The 13,448-nt window shown below is 65.3% G+C and carries 14 protein-coding genes and 2 pseudogenes; 11 read left to right on the plus strand and 5 right to left on the minus strand.

What is annotated here, in order from left to right; all coding sequences use genetic code 11:
• Positions 1-191: 191 nt before the first annotated feature.
• The gene (locus tag H8A92_RS36195; RefSeq protein WP_229200088.1) at positions 192-797 is read left to right on the plus strand and encodes a TetR/AcrR family transcriptional regulator; all 606 of its coding nucleotides are present in this window, start codon (positions 192-194) and stop codon (positions 795-797) included.
• Entirely contained in the window at positions 794-1,255 is a 462-nt protein-coding gene (locus H8A92_RS36200) for a PaaI family thioesterase (protein ID WP_163155276.1), read from the plus strand. Before H8A92_RS36195 ends, H8A92_RS36200 begins: the two co-directional genes overlap by 4 nt.
• A 51-nt stretch (positions 1,256-1,306) precedes the next feature.
• Here the strand turns inward: H8A92_RS36200 and rplI are convergent, their stop codons facing one another.
• The 4 genes from rplI to rpsF all read right to left on the minus strand — a co-directional run bounded on the left by rplI (position 1,307) and on the right by rpsF (position 3,764).
• Entirely contained in the window at positions 1,307-1,909 is a 603-nt protein-coding gene (gene rplI / locus H8A92_RS36205) for a 50S ribosomal protein L9 (RefSeq protein ID WP_229200089.1), read from the minus strand.
• A 52-nt stretch (positions 1,910-1,961) separates the two neighbouring features.
• Positions 1,962-2,924: a DUF2232 domain-containing protein gene (locus H8A92_RS36210; protein ID WP_229200090.1), complete on the minus strand. Its 963-nt coding sequence runs from the start codon at positions 2,922-2,924 to the stop codon at positions 1,962-1,964.
• A gap of 126 nt (positions 2,925-3,050) precedes the next feature.
• Entirely contained in the window at positions 3,051-3,290 is a 240-nt protein-coding gene (rpsR, locus tag H8A92_RS36215; RefSeq protein ID WP_016844287.1) for a 30S ribosomal protein S18, read from the minus strand.
• A 6-nt stretch (positions 3,291-3,296) separates the two neighbouring features.
• Entirely contained in the window at positions 3,297-3,764 is a 468-nt protein-coding gene (rpsF, locus tag H8A92_RS36220) for a 30S ribosomal protein S6 (RefSeq protein ID WP_163155312.1), read from the minus strand.
• A 367-nt stretch (positions 3,765-4,131) separates the two neighbouring features.
• Here rpsF and H8A92_RS36225 point away from each other — a divergent pair, with 367 nt between their 5' ends.
• The 9 genes and pseudogenes from H8A92_RS36225 (at position 4,132) to gmk (ending at position 12,831) form a co-directional block, all read left to right on the plus strand.
• Positions 4,132-4,839 (plus strand): TetR/AcrR family transcriptional regulator C-terminal domain-containing protein, encoded by a 708-nt coding sequence (locus tag H8A92_RS36225; protein WP_229200091.1) that lies wholly within the window; start codon positions 4,132-4,134, stop codon positions 4,837-4,839.
• Positions 4,839-5,864 (plus strand): fatty acid desaturase family protein, encoded by a 1,026-nt coding sequence (locus H8A92_RS36230; RefSeq protein WP_229200092.1) that lies wholly within the window; start codon positions 4,839-4,841, stop codon positions 5,862-5,864. Before H8A92_RS36225 ends, H8A92_RS36230 begins: the two co-directional genes overlap by 1 nt.
• Positions 5,865-6,073: 209 nt before the next feature.
• Positions 6,074-7,027, plus strand: a complete 954-nt coding sequence (fabD, locus tag H8A92_RS36235; RefSeq protein ID WP_229200093.1) for an ACP S-malonyltransferase — start codon at positions 6,074-6,076, stop codon at positions 7,025-7,027.
• 21 nt (positions 7,028-7,048) lie between these two features.
• Positions 7,049-7,786, plus strand: coding sequence for a 3-oxoacyl-[acyl-carrier-protein] reductase (fabG, locus tag H8A92_RS36240; protein WP_018271293.1), 738 nt, complete (start codon positions 7,049-7,051; stop codon positions 7,784-7,786).
• A 289-nt stretch (positions 7,787-8,075) separates the two neighbouring features.
• Positions 8,076-8,315, plus strand: a complete 240-nt coding sequence (locus tag H8A92_RS36245) for an acyl carrier protein (RefSeq protein WP_056294916.1) — start codon at positions 8,076-8,078, stop codon at positions 8,313-8,315.
• Positions 8,316-8,411: 96 nt separating this feature from the next.
• Positions 8,412-9,677, plus strand: coding sequence for a beta-ketoacyl-ACP synthase II (fabF, locus tag H8A92_RS36250; protein ID WP_229200094.1), 1,266 nt, complete (start codon positions 8,412-8,414; stop codon positions 9,675-9,677).
• Between the two features lie 225 nt (positions 9,678-9,902).
• Positions 9,903-11,161 (plus strand): annotated as a pseudogene (mltG, locus tag H8A92_RS36255) (endolytic transglycosylase MltG).
• Between the two features lie 125 nt (positions 11,162-11,286).
• Positions 11,287-12,174 (plus strand): YicC/YloC family endoribonuclease, encoded by an 888-nt coding sequence (locus H8A92_RS36260; RefSeq protein ID WP_229200095.1) that lies wholly within the window; start codon positions 11,287-11,289, stop codon positions 12,172-12,174.
• A gap of 3 nt (positions 12,175-12,177) precedes the next feature.
• Entirely contained in the window at positions 12,178-12,831 is a 654-nt protein-coding gene (gmk, locus tag H8A92_RS36265; RefSeq protein WP_229187499.1) for a guanylate kinase, read from the plus strand.
• A gap of 68 nt (positions 12,832-12,899) precedes the next feature.
• Here the strand turns inward: gmk and H8A92_RS36270 are convergent.
• Positions 12,900-13,448, minus strand: a pseudogene (locus tag H8A92_RS36270) (hypothetical protein); the annotation flags it as partial.

The following is a 13,448-nucleotide window of genomic DNA, read 5'->3' on the forward strand; positions in this document are numbered from 1 at the left end:
CCCGCTGCGCCGCCGGTGACCGCGGCCGCGCCTCCGCCGCCGCCACCTCCGCCCCCGACAACGTCAGGCTCCGGTACGCCGGAAGCTCCGACGTCGAAGTAATCGCCAACGCCGGGCCGTGAGGTCCGGCGTATTCATTTGACTGCCACTAGAGTGTAACTCTAGAGTATCGATCTAGACGAGGAGGCAGAGTGAGCACGGCGCGCGACGATCTGCTGGCGGCGGGACTGGCGGTGTTCGACCGCGACGGCTTCGAGGGCGCGACGGTGGCCGAGATCCGCTCCCGCGCCCGCGCGTCCAACGGCAGCTTCTTCCACTTCTTCACCTCGAAGAAGGAACTCGCCGGAACCCTGTTCATGGAAATCCTGCAAACCTATCACGCCGCGATCATCACCTCGGTCGACGACACCTGCGGCGCAAGCGAGGGCGTTGCGCGGCTGATCCACGCCCATCTCGATTGGGTTGTAAGCAACAGGCGCGAGGCACGCTTCCTGTTCGAGATTTCCCGCAGCGAGTGGGGCGAGGAGGTGCGCGGCGCGCAGCGCACCGAGAATTCGCGGCTCACAGACGCCATCGAGCGCTGGCGCGCACCGCTGCTCGCGCGCGGCGAATTGCTGCCGATGAGTCCAACGCTGTTCTTCAGCCAGATCATCGGACCGGCGCAGATCTTCTGCCGTGCCTATCTGTCCGGCCGCCACAGTGGCGATCCGCGCGACCAGGTCGAGACGCTGATCGCCTGCGCGATCCGCGCAGTGGTGGCGCCGGGTGCGCCGAAGCGAACAGGAGGAACGTCATGAACCAAGCCGATCCGGACTTCGCGCCGATCGCGACGCGAATTCGCGACAATGTCGGCCGTCAGGGCTTCATGGGGCTGGTCGGTGCTGAAGTGGCCGAGCTGTCGCGCGGGGCGTGCACGCTCGCGGTCGACCGGCGGCCGGAGCTGTTGCAGCAGCACGGCCTGTTTCACGGCGGCGTGACGGCGTTCCTGGTCGACAACGCCACCACGATTGCGGCGGCGACATCGCGCGGCCAGCCGGCGCTGACGGCGGAGTACAAGTTGAACCTGTTGTCGCCGGCGTCGGGCGATCGTCTGATCTGCCGCGCGCGCGTGATCAAGCCGGGTCGTCAGGTCGCCGTCGTTGCAGCCGACGTGTTCTGCGTCATCGACGGCAAGGAGAAGCATACCGCGACGGCACTGGCATCGATCGCGATGCTCGACGATCAGGCGGCGTCACGAATCCAAAGCCCGGCCTGATTAAGGCCGGGCTTCGTAGCGTTTGGTCGATTGGACGATGGAGAGAGACGCTTACTTCTCTTCGGCAGCCGGGGCCGGCGCGGCTTCGTCGTCGTGCTGGGCTTCCGGATCGAAGAATTCGCCGGCGGCGGCGAGCGCCTCGGCGGCGGCGTCCTGGTCTTCCTGGCGGCTCGAGATGTCCTCGCCGCGCTTGATGCGCTCGGCCTCTTCGGCGGAGCGGGCGACCGTCACGGTGACGCTGGTCTCGACTTCGGGGTGAACCGCGATCGTGACCTTCTGCTGGCCGATCACCTTGATCGGCGAGTCGAGCCAGACCTGCGGACGGGAAACCGTGACGCCGTCGGCGGCCAGCGCGGTGACGATGTCGCGCACCGTGACCGAGCCGAACAGCTGGCCGGACTCGGAGGCCTGGCGGATGATGATGATGTCGCGACCGTCGATCTTCTCGGCGACCACGGCGGCTTCGCCCTTGGCCTTGATGTTGTTGGCCTCGAGCTCGGCCTTCATGCCGTCATACTTGGCGCGGTTCGCCTCGGTGGCGCGCAGCGCCTTGCCGCGCTTCAGCAAGAAGTTGCGGGCGAACCCGTCCTTGACGCGCACGACTTCACCCATCTGGCCAAGCTTGGCAACGCGTTCGAGCAGAATGACTTCCATTTTCGTTCTCCTTTGAGATGCTAAGTATCGGTTTGAGTGGTTGGATCGAATCTCATTCCGCCGGCAGAGGCGGCGGTCTGGTTTGCAGAAAGCGCTGCCGCAGTCCGAGCACGGCGTCGGCGACGCCAAGCGCGGCCATTACGAGGACGGGCACGTAGAACATGACGGCGAGGACATAGACACAGGCCAGCCAGAACGTGCGGTTGCGCGCCGACAATGTGAGGATATGCAGGGCGGCAAAGCCGACGATCGCGTAGGCGAACAGCAACGCACCCGCGACGGTCTCAGCGAGCATCGCGATAGTGCCGCCCGCAAAGCAGAGAGCGACGGCGGCTGCCAGGACCGCGAGCGCGATCGGCGGCAGCACGATGTTCCGCAGGTCGGTCCAGGGCCGATGCAGGCGCCCGGACGTCAGCGCGACCTTCGCCGCGAGCCAAAGGTTCAGCGTGAACATCAGCGTCACGCTCATCGGCAGGAACAGCGGAGCAAGGTAGGCAAACAGCTTGGCGAGAAACGTGATCTGCTCGGGCGTCCAATCGGTTTCGGCCTGACGCGCCACCACCTGCAAGGCCTGCCGCACGGTCTCGGCGATCGCGTCGGCGTCGATACCGAACGGCAGCAGGATGCTCACAGTGGTAAGAACCGCTATGACCAGAATCCAGATCAGTATCCGGTCGATCGGATACCACTCGAGATTACCAGCGCGATCTGTCGAAGTTGCGGTATTGTGGAGTCGTCCGAGCAGGACGAGATGGCCGAGCCACCAAGCCGGCAATGCGACCCCAAGCGCGAATTTGATGCCGCGGAGCAGGCCGGAGAGGGTCGTCAGGGCGGCGGTCGCGACAATGCCGCTGACGACACTGGCAAGCGGACCCCAGCCGAGCGCGACCACCAGCAGCGGCAACGGAGCAGAATAGGCGAGCAGCAGCGCGATCGCCGCGCCCGAACTGACTGAGGCGAACATTAGCGCCGACGCGGCGCCGGCTGCAAGTGCAACGATGAGTATCGCGATCATCAGCTGTCCCGCCCCCTTCGAGCGGTTAGGGGTCCTGCTTCGAGAACCCCAACCATCGGCGACCGGACGACCCGGAAGCCTTATGAGAATAAGCGGCCGGCGACGTATGCCGCCGGCCGGAAACGATTAGCGGATCACGTAGGGCAGCAGGCCGAGGAAGCGCGCGCGCTTGATGGCGCGGGCGAGCTCACGCTGCTTTTTGGCGGACACGGCCGTGATGCGGCTCGGCACGATCTTGCCGCGCTCGGAGACGTAACGCATCAGCAGCTTGGAATCCTTGTAGTCGATCTTCGGCGCATTCGCGCCCGTGAACGGGCAGGACTTGCGACGACGGAAAAACGGACGGCGGGCACCAGCATCAGCCATGATTCATTACTCCTCGGTCGCAGCTTCTTCTTCGCGCGGACGGCGCGGGCCACGGTCGCCACGGAAACCACCACCTTCGCGGTCACCACGGAAACCGCCTTCGCGGTCGCCACGGAAGCCGCCGCCACGGTCATCGCGCTCGCGGTCACGGTCGGCCTTGCGCATCATCGCGGACGGGCCTTCCTCGTGCTCTTCCACGCGCACGGTGAGGTAACGGATGACGTCTTCGTTAATCCGCTCCTGGCGCTCGATTTCGGTGACGACAGCCGACGGTGCGTCGATGTTCATCAGCACGAAATGCGCCTTGCGGTTCTTGTTCATGCGGTAGGTGAGGGAGCGCACGCCCCAGCTCTCGGTCTTGGTGACCTTGCCGCCGCCCTGTTCGACGATGCCCGTCATCTGGGCCGTCAGTTCATCCACCTGTTGGGTGCTCGCATCCTGACGCGCGAGAAAAACATGCTCATAAAGAGGCATGGTTGTCCTTTCCTGTGTTGGCGCGGTTTCCGGCGACAAGCCCTTCGAGACCTTCGGAAAGGACTCGAGCTGCTCAGAAGGCGGGAGCACGGGACGACGGGCCGACTGGCCCTGCCACATCAAAATCAACGTGTGAGAAAATCGACGTGTGAGTTTGCTGAGACCGTCCGTTCAGCTCCCGGCCGGAGCCCACGAATGGCGCACTTATACGGATTTTGGCCGCGAAAGCAAGGGTCAGCGAAGGGTCCGCGGCTTGCGGATTTGCACGCCGTCGTAACCCTCGAGGCCGCTCAGCGCAACTTTGCCGGTTCCATCTTGATTTCTTTGTTTGTATGTCATACAAACATTCCCGAGAGGATGAGGGATTATGGGTTCGGAGACCGCCAGCGGCATGTCTGCGTCCGATCCGAAGCACGCGGTCCGCGCGACGCGGTCGGCGGGGCGCAAGATGCGCTCGCTGTTGCTCGATGCCGCCAGCCGCCTGTTCAAGGAGCGCGGGCTCTCGGGCACCTCGATCTCCGATATCGCCGCAGCCGCGGACGCCTTCCCGAGCCAGATCACCTATTACTTCCGCACCAAGGAGGCGCTGTTCGTCGAAGCCGCCAGCCGCGACATGCTTTATCTCGCGCGCGCGACCGAGCAGGCTGCCCTGAAGGCCCACACGCCGCGCGAATACACCCGCGCTTTGGCCGAGGCCGTGACCGCGACCGACACGGTCGCCTTCTTCGCCGAGGCCCTGACGCTGACGCGGCGCCGTCAGGACCTGGCGCCGCTGGTCGAACGCACCATCGAGCGCCTGCACAGCGAGGGCGCGCGCGCCTATGCGGGCCAGGTCGAGCGGCACGGCTGGCGTTCGCTGCGCGCCCCCGAAGAGAGTTCGCGGCGCTTTTGGGCGATTGCAATCGGCGTGATCGTCGAAGGTTTCGCCATGGGCCGCGCCGCCGAGGAGATGTGCCGCGAATTGCTGCGCGCACTCGGCGAGCAGGCAACAACGACGCCGGCCAATGATGGAGCGCGCCTGCGCCTGGTCGGCGATCGCGACACTTCATCCTCAACGGACGAGGAGACAGGCTGATGACCGCACTTCGCATGCGAGCCCGCGATTTCCTCACCGAAGATGAGCTGGTGGCAGTGCGCGAGCGCACGACCTGGAAGGGCGTCGCGCTGATCGCGCATGCCTGGGCGCTGATCCTGGGCGCGATCGCGCTGGTTGCGTGGTGGCCCAATCCGCTGACCTATCTGCTTGCGGTCGCGATCATCGGCTCGCGCCAGCTCGGACTTGCGATCCTGATGCATGACGGTGCGCATGGCTGTCTCTCGGCGGACGAGAAGACCAATCTCACGCTGAGCCAATGGTTCTGCGCCTATCCGATCTTCGCCGAAACCCGCGGCTATCGCCGCTATCATTTGCAGCATCACGCCCGGACGCAGCAGGAGGATGATCCGGATCTCGTGCTGTCAGCGCCGTTTCCGATCACCAGGATGAGCTATCGCCGGAAATTCTTCCGCGATATCACCGGACAGACTGGCTACCAGCAGCGCAAGGCGCAGCTGCTCAATGCGATCGGGCCGAAGGAGTGGCCGTTGTCGCAGCGTGCCGCGAACTTCTGGCAGAAGCTCGGGCCGCAATGCGTCACCAATGCGCTGATGTTTGCGGGCCTTGCCGTCGCCGGCGTGTGGTGGGCCTATCCGCTGTTGTGGCTGGTGCCGCTGCTGACCTGGATGATGGTGATCACGCGCATCCGCAACATCGCCGAACATGCCGTCGTGCCGGACAGCTCCGATCCGTTGCGCAACACCCGCACCACGCGGGCCAATGTCCTCGAGCGGTTGTTCATCGCGCCCTATTACGTGAACTATCACCTCGAGCATCATCTGCTGTTCTACGTGCCCTGTTACAACCTGCCGCGCGTCCACCGCATCCTGAGCGGAAGCCGCCACGCCGACCGGATGGAAGTCCAGCCGGGCTATGCGGCCGTGCTGCGGCTGGCGACCGCCAAGCCCGATCGGGAAGACCGCCCGGGGAAACTGGTCAACAGCGCGCGCCGGGCAAGGGCCGGCGCCGAGGTCAACGCCGACCAGAATGCCGGGGGATTCTAGGGCGGAGTCGGCCCGGCATCCCCAGGGTTCCGCGCGCGCGGCTTGACATCGCGCCCCCCATCAGTGTCTTACGGCCCGGTCCGAGGCCGGTTGCAAGGCAGGGTCTGGACCCGCTGTGGCGCGTTTCGCGCGACGCGGATACCGTTTTCCCCTGCGGCAGGCGCGCGGCGCTTGCGCGGAGATCACGCTCAACAAGGTAGGGAGCGCCGATGACGGCAGCATTTACGTTTCCCGGGCAGGGCTCGCAGGCGGTTGGCATGGGCAAGGCCCTGGCCGACGCCTTTCCGGTCGCGAAGGCCGTGTTCGACGAGGTCGATTCCGCGCTGGGTGAGAAGCTGACCGCGATCATCTGGGATGGTCCGGCGGAGACGCTGCAGCTCACCGAAAATGCCCAGCCGGCCCTGATGGCGGTCTCAATCGCCACCTTGCGCGTGCTCGAGGGCGAAGCCGGCTTCTCGGTCGGCCGCAACGCGGCCTTCGTCGCCGGGCACTCGCTCGGCGAGTATTCGGCGCTGGCCGCTGCCGGCAGCCTGACCGTCAGCGACACCGCACGGCTGCTGCGCACCCGCGGGCTTGCGATGCAGAAGGCGGTGCCGGTCGGCGCCGGTGCGATGGCCGCGCTGCTCGGCCTCGATTACGAGGCGGCGGTCGCGGTCGCCAACGAGGCGGCGCAGGGCCAGGTCTGCCAGGCCGCCAACGACAATGGCGGCGGCCAGGTGGTGGTCTCCGGCGACAAGGCCGCCGTCGATCGCGCGGTCGAGATCGCCAAGACCAAGGGTGCCAAGCGCGCGATGCTGCTGCCGGTGTCGGCGCCGTTCCATTGCAAGCTGATGCAGCCGGCCGCCGATGCGATGGCGCAGGCGCTGGCCGGCGTCACCATCAAGCCGCCCGCGGCGCCGCTGGTCTCCAACGTGCTGGCCTCCGCCGTCACCGACCCCGACGAGATCCGCCGCCGCCTGGTCGAGCAGGTCACCGGCACCGTTCGCTGGCGCGAGTCGGTTGCCTATATGGCGGGGCAGGGCGTGACGCGGTTCTTCGAGATCGGCGCCGGCAAGGTGCTGAGCGGTCTCGTCAAGCGCATCGCCGATGGCGCGGTCGGCGTGTCCGTCGGCGGCCCGAACGATATTGCTGCGGCCAAGGATGCGCTGGCAGCCTCGGCATAAAGTAGCCGGAAGGAGAATTCGATGTTTGATCTGACTGGCAAGACGGCGCTCGTCACCGGGGCAACCGGCGGCATCGGCGGCGCGATCGCACAGGCGCTGCATGCGCAGGGCGCGACGGTGGCGATTTCGGGGACGCGGCGCGAGGTGCTGGACGGCTTCGCGGCCAAGCTCGGCGAGCGCGTTCACGTGCTGCCGTGCAATCTCTCCAGCAAGGATGATGTCGAGGCACTGGTGCCGGCAGCGGAAGCTGCGATGGGACAGGTCGACATCCTGATCGCGAACGCCGGCATCACCCGCGACAATCTGTTCGTGCAGTTGCGCGACGAGGACTGGGACGACGTCATCGCGGTCAACCTGACCGCAACATTCCGCCTGGCACGCGCGGCGACCAAACTGATGATGCGCAAGCGCTTCGGCCGCATCATCGCGATCACCTCGATCGTCGGGGTCACCGGCAATCCGGGGCAGGGCAACTACACCGCGTCGAAGGCCGGCATCATCGGCCTGATCAAGACGCTGGGCGCCGAATACGCCAAGCGCGGCGTGACCGCCAACTGCATCGCGCCGGGTTTCATCAAGACGCCGATGACGGATGCGCTGAACGACAAGCAGCGCGAAGCCATTCTGGCAAAGGTTCCTGCGGCGCGGCTTGGGACGCCCGAGGATATCGCTGCCGCGGCTGTCTATCTGGCCTCGAACGAGGCAGCCTACGTCACCGGACAGACGATTCACGTCAACGGCGGGATGGCTATGATTTGAGCTGGTTGCTGGCTCTCGCAATGCGGCGAAAAGCCGTTTTCGGGAGCCGGTTCAGGCGTGTAGTCAAGGCTTTGGAAGTATGGTAGCTGAACCCCCCATGGATGGGCAAAGAACGCCATTGCAGGATTTTGAAACCCTGTATATTGGCGTGGCGACGCCTGCCGTTCGCCGGGGCTTTAGTCGGCTACGACCGGGCCGAATCAAGACTATGCGCGACTGAGTAATCGAGACGACCACGATGGCTCGTATCGTCTTGGGGTCGGGTCCAATGGAACAACGAGGTTGAACGATGAGTGAGATTGGCGAGCGGGTTAAGAAGATTGTGGTCGAGCACCTTGGTGTCGAACCCGAGAAGGTGATCGATAGCGCGAGCTTCATCGACGACCTCGGCGCCGACAGCCTCGACACGGTCGAGCTCGTGATGGCTTTCGAAGAAGAATTCGGTTGCGAGATTCCCGACGACGCGGCGGAGACGATCCTGACCGTCGGCGACGCGACCAAGTTTCTCGAGAAGAACGCGAAGAGCTGACGCCGATCGCGAAGTTGATGGGGCCGGACGGACCGCGATCGAGCGGTCCCCCGGCTTCTTATTATTAGCTGCCCATTGCTGGCCGGAGACGTGGAAATGAGACGAGTTGTCGTCACGGGGCTGGGCATGCTTACACCGCTCGGCTGCGGCGTTGACGCAACTTGGGCGCGTATCCTCGCCGGAGACAGCGGCGGCAAGAAGATCGACACCTTCGAAGTGTCCGACCTGCCGAGCCAGGTCGCCTGTTACATTCCGCGCGGCGACGGCTCCAACGGCACCTTCAATCCCGATCAGTGGATGGAGCCGAAAGACCAGCGCAAGGTCGACGACTTCATCATCTACGCGATGTGCGCGGCCAAGCAGGCGCTGGACGATGCCGACTGGCATCCGAAGTCCGACGAGGACCAGTTCGCCACCGGCACGATGATCGGCTCGGGCATCGGCGGCCTCACGGGCATTGCCGAAACCGCGGTGCTCCTCAAGGAGCGTGGACCGCGCAGGGTCTCTCCCTTCTTCATCCCGGGCCGCCTGATCAATCTGGCGTCCGGCTACGTCTCGATCGAGCACGGCCTGAAGGGTCCGAACCATGCCGTCGTCACGGCGTGCTCGACCGGCGCGCATGCGGTCGGCGATGCGGCGCGGTTGATCGCACTCGGGGACGCCGAGGTGATGGTTGCGGGCGGCGCCGAATCGCCGATCTCCCGCATCGGTATCGCCGGCTTCTGTTCCGCGCGTGCGCTGTCCACCGGCTTCAACGACACCCCGACAAAGGCATCGCGGCCCTACGACAAGGATCGCGACGGCTTCGTGATGGGCGAGGGGGCCGGCGTCCTCGTGCTCGAGGAATACGAGCATGCGAAGCGGCGCGGCGCGAAGATCTACGCCGAGGTCACCGGCTACGGCCTCTCGGGCGATGCCTTCCACATCACCTCGCCGCCGCCGGACGGCAATGGCGGCTTCCGCAGCATGAGCATGGCGTTGAAGCGCGCCGGCCTCGCGGCATCCGATCTCGACTACATCAATGCGCACGGCACTTCGACGCAGGTCGGCGACGAGATCGAGCTCGGCGCGGTCGAGCGTCTGCTCGGCAATGCGGCTTCGAAGGTCTCGATGTCGTCGACCAAGTCCGCAACCGGACATCTGCTCGGTGCGGCCGGCGCGATCGAGGCGATCTTCGCGATCCTGGCGATTCGCGATAACGTGGTGCCACCGACCATCAATCTCGACAATCCGTCGGTGCAAACGGCGATTGATCTCGTGCCGCATACGTCGCGCAAGCGTGACGTGAATGTGGCGCTGTCCAATTCCTTCGGTTTCGGCGGCACCAATGCCTCCGTGATCGTGCAGCGCGTGACCAATTAGTAGGTCTTGAGAGCGTTTTCGAGCGAAGTGGGTACCGGTTCGCGTGAAGAAAACGCGTCAGAACAAGAATCCAACGTCCCGTTCCGACGCGATCGGAACGGGACTTTAGAACTAGTCCACCGTTTTGCCGTATTCCGCGGTGACTCCTAATAGCGGGCGTATGCTATTGGCAGGACAGGGGTTTGTCCGGCCACGATTCAACCGGCAGGATATTGGTTTGCATCGATGAGTGAGAGGCCGCCCATTTCACCGAGGAGTCCACGTGCCGCGCTGGAGCCCGAACAGGTTCCGCCGCCGCCCAAGCGCTCGGATCGCGCCCGCAATCCTTTCGTGATCGTCGGCAATGCCATCTTCACGATCCTGATCATCCTGATGCTCGGCGCCGGAGCGACGTATTACTACGGCAAGCAAGCGCTGGAATCGCCGGGACCGCTGCAGGAAGACAAGATCGTCAACATCCCCGCGCGTGCCGGCAAGCGTGACATCGCCGACGTGCTGTCGCGCGAGGGTGTGATCAACGTCAATCCGTGGGTCTTCATCGGTGGCGTATTTGCGCTGAAGGCGAGCTCCGATCTCAAGCCCGGCGAATATTCGTTCCAGAAGAATGCCAGCCTGCGCGACGTCATTGCCACCATCGTCGACGGCAAGGTGGTGCAGCACGCCATCACGATCCCGGAGGGCCTGACCTCGGAGCAGATCGTGACGCGGCTCTCCGACAACGACATCTTCACCGGTTCAGTGCGCGAGATTCCGCGCGAGGGCACGCTGCTGCCGGAGACCTACAAATTCCCGCGCGGCACCACGCGCGACCAGGTGATCCAGCGCTTGCAGCAGGCGCAGAAGCGCGTGCTCGCCGAAATCTGGGAACGTCGCAACACCGACTCGCCGCTGAAATCGCCGGATCAACTGGTGACGCTGGCCTCGATCGTCGAGAAGGAAACCGGCCGCGCCGACGAGCGCAGCCGCGTTGCCGCCGTGTTCGTCAATCGCCTGCGGCAGCGGATGAAGCTGCAGTCCGATCCGACGATCATCTACGGACTGGTGGGCGGCAAGGGAACGCTCGGCGCCCGATCAAGCGCAGCGAGATCACCCAGCCGTCGCCCTACAACACCTACGTGATCGACGGCCTGCCGCCCGGACCGATCGCCAATCCCGGTCGCGCCTCGCTGGAGGCGACCGCCAATCCGGCGCGCACCCGCGACCTGTTCTTCGTGGCCGACGGGACCGGCGGTCACGCCTTCACGGAAACCTACGATCAGCACGCGAAGAATGTCGCCAAGCTACGCGCATCGGAAAAACAGATCCAGAACGACACCGTCGAGCCCGCGGACGATCCGGCGCCGGCCGCCGCGGCGCCCGGGGCAGCGGACACCAATCCCACGGCGGCCACGCCGCCGAAGCCTGGCAATCAAAAGAAGCCGCCGCGCAGCGGTCGGCAGGGCGCAGCCCAGCAGACCACTTCGCCGCCTGTTGTGCAGCGATAGCTTCACATTCCCGGAGGTGGACGTAATTCCACTTTCATGGAATCCGTTTTAAAGTTGCACCGGCTGCCCACGAGTCTTCAGGCTCCGGGTCAGTCCCATATCCTTCTGTTGGAGAGTTTCACGCGATGGCGCTGTCGAGCATGACCGGCTTTGCCCGAAGCCATGGTGCGAGCGGTCCCTATACGTTCGAGTGGGAGCTGAAGTCGGTCAACGCCAAGGGCTTTGACCTGCGGCTGCGGCTGCCGCCGGGCTGGGACGAGCTCGAAGCCCTGGCCAAGAAGCGCGCCGGCGAGTTGCTGTCGCGTGGCACGGTCTACGCCAATCTCAGCGTCAAGCGCACCGATGCGGCGCAGACGATCCGGATCAACGAGGACGTGCTGGCCGCCGTCGTGAAGGTCGCAGGCGAACTCGCGCAGCGGATCGACGCGGTGGCGCCGAGCATCGATGGTCTGCTCGGCATCAAGGGCGTCATCGAGGTGGTCGAGCCTGACAGCAACGAGGACGAGGACAAGGCGGCGCGCGAGGCTGCGGCGATGGCCTTCGAGCAGGCGCTTGGCAGCCTCGTCGAGATGCGCCGCCGCGAGGGCGATGCGCTGGGCCAGATCCTGATGCAGCGCATGGACGAGATCGAGCGGCTCGCCAAGCGCGCCGAGACGGCGCCCGGCCGCAAGCCCGAGGCGATCAAGGCGCGGCTTGCCGAGCAGATCGCAGCATTGCTCGAGACCTCCGATCGCTTCGACGCCGACCGGCTCAGCCAGGAGGCGATCCTGATCGCCACCAAGGCTGATATCCGCGAGGAGCTCGACCGCATCGCCTCGCACATCACCCAGGCACGTGAGATGATCGGCAAGGGCGGCCCGGTCGGCCGGCGGCTCGACTTCCTCGCCCAGGAATTCAATCGCGAGGTCAACACCTGCTGCTCGAAGTCGAACGACGTCGAGCTGACCAATACCGGCCTTGAAATGAAGAACGTGGTCGAGCAGTTCCGCGAACAGGTCCAGAATCTGGAGTGAACGATGACGGCGCAGGGTTTTGACGGCGTTGAGCGGCGCGGACTGATGTTCGTCCTGTCGTCGCCTTCGGGCGCCGGCAAGACGACGCTGTCGCGCATGTTGCTTGAGCGCGAGCCGGGCCTGAAAATGTCGGTGTCGGCGACCACGCGGCCGATGCGCCCAGGCGAGGTCAACGGCCGCGACTATTTCTTCGTCGACAAGCCGAAGTTCGAGACGATGGTCAAGCAGGGCGAGCTGCTCGAATGGGCGACCGTGTTTGACAATCTCTACGGCACGCCGCGCGCCCCGGTCGAGGCGGCGCTATCGGTCGGGCAGGATGTCCTTTTCGACATCGATTGGCAGGGCACGCAACAGCTGCACCAGAAGGCCAGCGTCGACGTCGTGCGGGTCTTCATCCTGCCGCCGTCAGCCGCCGATCTCGAGAAGCGGCTGCACACCCGTGCGCAGGATTCGGAGGAGGTCATCCGCGGGCGGATGAACCGTGCCAGCCATGAGCTGAGCCATTGGGCCGAATACGACTATATCGTCGTCAACCAGAACGTCGACGACGCCTTTGCCGAGGTGCAGTCGATCCTGAAGGCCGAGCGGCTGAAGCGTGAGCGCCGCACCGGCCTCACCGAATTCGTGCGCGGCCTGCAGCGTCAGCTCGAGAAATAGCTGACCTCGATCGTGATGCGATCGCAAGGGATCGCATCACGACTGATTGCCATGTTTCCGAGCGAAGCCTAGTTCGCCGCGCTGCGCGCCAGCCGCTGCAGCATCGCCGCGATCTGCTTGTTGTCCTGCTCGGTTTGATCCGGCTCGCGCGCCGTCTCGCGGCGAGCAACCGGCGTCTCGGCGCGGCGAGGGGGCACCTGCGACAGGCGTTGCGGACGGTCGCGGCTGACGACGGCCATCGGCGGCGCCGGCTCGGTGTGGAGTGAATCCCAGGGCGCTTGCCACTCGTCCTTGATCTGGTAGGGCGGCGTCCGCGTCCGGGTCAGCCGGAACACCAGCGCACTGACGAGGCCGGCCAGCGCCAGGGCGCCGACCATCACGATCAGCAGCATCTGCGTCGAGGACGATGACTTCTCCGCGGACGCCTCGGCCGTAGCGGCAGCTGCCGGCGCGGCCGCTTGCTGCGGCGTCGCATCGGCCTGCGCGAGCACCGTCGGCTGGTCCGCGGCGTGGCGGGTTCCGTTGGTTCCGGCCATGCTCGATGCGTCGAGCCACCTGGCGTTCACCTCTGATGGCTGGGCGTTCGCGTCGGCCGACGCAGCAGCCCCGGCCGGATC

The sequence above is a fragment of the Bradyrhizobium acaciae genome, assembly GCF_020889785.1.
GTDB classification, from domain to species: domain Bacteria; phylum Pseudomonadota; class Alphaproteobacteria; order Rhizobiales; family Xanthobacteraceae; genus Bradyrhizobium; species Bradyrhizobium acaciae.

What these genes read in the sequence shown, in the direction of transcription:
- fabG (WP_018271293.1), top strand. Translation starts at nt 7,049, where the DNA reads ATGTTTGATCTGACTGGCAAGACGGCGCTCGTCACCGGGGCAACCGGC.
- rpsR (WP_016844287.1), bottom strand. Translation starts at nt 3,290, where the DNA reads ATGGCTGATGCTGGTGCCCGCCGTCCGTTTTTCCGTCGTCGCAAGTCC.
- H8A92_RS36225 (WP_229200091.1), top strand. Translation starts at nt 4,132, where the DNA reads ATGGGTTCGGAGACCGCCAGCGGCATGTCTGCGTCCGATCCGAAGCAC.
- H8A92_RS36210 (WP_229200090.1), bottom strand. Translation starts at nt 2,924, where the DNA reads ATGATCGCGATACTCATCGTTGCACTTGCAGCCGGCGCCGCGTCGGCG.
- H8A92_RS36230 (WP_229200092.1), top strand. Translation starts at nt 4,839, where the DNA reads ATGACCGCACTTCGCATGCGAGCCCGCGATTTCCTCACCGAAGATGAG.
- H8A92_RS36200 (WP_163155276.1), top strand. Translation starts at nt 794, where the DNA reads ATGAACCAAGCCGATCCGGACTTCGCGCCGATCGCGACGCGAATTCGC.
- fabD (WP_229200093.1), top strand. Translation starts at nt 6,074, where the DNA reads ATGACGGCAGCATTTACGTTTCCCGGGCAGGGCTCGCAGGCGGTTGGC.
- gmk (WP_229187499.1), top strand. Translation starts at nt 12,178, where the DNA reads ATGACGGCGCAGGGTTTTGACGGCGTTGAGCGGCGCGGACTGATGTTC.
- rpsF (WP_163155312.1), bottom strand. Translation starts at nt 3,764, where the DNA reads ATGCCTCTTTATGAGCATGTTTTTCTCGCGCGTCAGGATGCGAGCACC.
- rplI (WP_229200089.1), bottom strand. Translation starts at nt 1,909, where the DNA reads ATGGAAGTCATTCTGCTCGAACGCGTTGCCAAGCTTGGCCAGATGGGT.
- fabF (WP_229200094.1), top strand. Translation starts at nt 8,412, where the DNA reads ATGAGACGAGTTGTCGTCACGGGGCTGGGCATGCTTACACCGCTCGGC.
- H8A92_RS36260 (WP_229200095.1), top strand. Translation starts at nt 11,287, where the DNA reads ATGGCGCTGTCGAGCATGACCGGCTTTGCCCGAAGCCATGGTGCGAGC.
- H8A92_RS36245 (WP_056294916.1), top strand. Translation starts at nt 8,076, where the DNA reads ATGAGTGAGATTGGCGAGCGGGTTAAGAAGATTGTGGTCGAGCACCTT.